Source organism: Methylobacterium frigidaeris (assembly GCF_022179185.1).
In the GTDB taxonomy this organism is placed as follows: domain Bacteria; phylum Pseudomonadota; class Alphaproteobacteria; order Rhizobiales; family Beijerinckiaceae; genus Methylobacterium; species Methylobacterium frigidaeris.
Genome location: NZ_BPQJ01000210.1, coordinates 1 through 271, shown reverse-complemented (window position 1 = coordinate 271; position 271 = coordinate 1). Strand labels below are relative to the sequence as shown.

1 protein-coding gene is annotated in these 271 nt (G+C 69.4%); it reads left to right on the top strand.

Annotated elements, in window-relative coordinates:
* Positions 1-59: 59 nt before the first annotated feature.
* On the top strand, positions 60-271 hold a 212-nt coding region (locus MFF64_RS36890; protein ID WP_238193997.1), incomplete at its 3' end, for a hypothetical protein.

Below are 271 nucleotides of genomic sequence, written 5' to 3'. Positions count from 1 at the left end.
TGTCTCTGTGCGCGGGATACGACGTAGAGCGGGACGGGGGCCGGATCTTCTGGTGGCACGTGAGGGGCGGCCGTTGCGAGGAGCGCCAGTTGGCGGCGACGGGTTCCGGCTCGGTCTTCGCGCGGGGCGCGATGAAGAAGCTGTTCCGTGACGACCTGACGGAGGAGCAGGCCACCACGCTGGTGGTGCAGGCCCTCTATGACGCGGCTGACGACGACTCGGCGACCGGGGGTCCCGGTGTCGCCCGCCGGATCTACCCGATCATCACCGT